Origin of the sequence: Streptomyces sp. NPDC001536, from assembly GCF_042894505.1 — a bacterium.
Taxonomy (GTDB): Bacteria; Actinomycetota; Actinomycetes; order Streptomycetales; family Streptomycetaceae; genus Streptomyces.
Genome location: NZ_JBIAVQ010000051.1, coordinates 1 through 1,159 on the forward strand (window position 1 = coordinate 1; position 1,159 = coordinate 1,159).

Consider the following 1,159-nt stretch of genomic DNA (forward strand, 5'->3'; position numbering starts at 1 on the left):
TACTGACTTCCTCGGGTTGTTGTCGGCTGCTGGATGAGGGGCAGTCTGGTGCCTGCCAGGCAGCCGTCGATGAGGTCGGGCTGGAGCTGGATATGACGTAAGCCTCGGCGGAGGGTGCGTTCGAGGTGCTCGTCGTCGGTGAAGGCGGTGTTGGCCAGCGGCCCGCGCCGTAACAGCGACCAGACACCCTCGACCGGATTCAAGTCCGGTGCATAGGAGGGCAGTTGGATGATGGTGAGCCAGTCGTGTGCGGCGGCGTACTCACGCATCCCGGCTGCCCGGTGGGTGTTGAGATTGTCCCAGATCAGCACGATAGGCGCCTGGAGTTGGATGTGAGCACGGACAACCAGGTCGCGGTAGTCGCTCCAGGCAAAGGTGTCGCGTCCCTTGCCCTTGTGCTTGCGGTGGCGGCGCGGCCGGTAGATCAGCCGGGATTTCTCGCCCGGCTTGTAGCAGCACATCGCGGCGATCGACCAGCGGCGCCAGGAGCGGCCCCGCACTCGCACCACCGGCGTGTGTCCACGCCGGCCCCAGGTGCGAGCGCGCGGCGGCGTCATCGAGAACCCGGCCTCGTCCTCGAAGACGATGTACGCGCCCAGCGCCGCCGCAGTCATTCCGCCTGCGGCCACACATCCTTCTTCCACAGGCTCACCGCCTGCTCGTCACGCTCCAGTGCCCGGCGGGCCGGCGACTGCCAGGACCAGCCGTGCCGGTGCAGCAGCCGCCACACCCCCGCCGACGAGCAATCCAGCGAGAACTTCCAGGCGATCAACGCTCTGATCCGGGCCAGGGTCCAGCGCTGGTCCTCCCAGCCATGCACGGCCGGCCCCAGCGCCAGTTCCTCCTCCAACTCGGTGAACTGCTCATCGGACAGCTTGGGCAGCTTCGGCGGCCCAGTAGAAGCGAGCGCATCCATCCCGCCCTCTCGCCAGGCACGCCGCCAGCGTTCCACCGACCGCTCACTCACCCGCAGATCCCTCGCGATCACCGCAGTGCTCTCACTACGGCCGAACCGCTCACCCGCCTCATACCGGATCCGCTCACGAAACTCTCGCCGCTCGGCGGTCAGCCCGCCACCCTGCGCGTACCGCATACCACCGGCCTACCGCAGGGATCACCACCCGTCACCACCCCCGACAACACCCCGAGGAAGTCAGTA

The 1,159-nt window shown here is 67.6% G+C and carries 2 protein-coding genes; both read right to left on the bottom strand.

Annotated features, from left to right (window positions below):
- A partial coding sequence (locus tag ACFY0U_RS45680) for a transposase (RefSeq protein WP_388646483.1) occupies nt 1-557 on the bottom strand: 557 nt, incomplete at its 3' end.
- Nucleotides 558-610: 53 nt separating this feature from the next.
- The gene (locus ACFY0U_RS45685) at nt 611-1,093 is read right to left on the bottom strand and encodes a winged helix-turn-helix domain-containing protein (RefSeq protein WP_388646482.1); all 483 of its coding nucleotides are present in this window, start codon (nt 1,091-1,093) and stop codon (nt 611-613) included.
- Between the last annotated feature and the right edge of the window lie 66 nt (nt 1,094-1,159).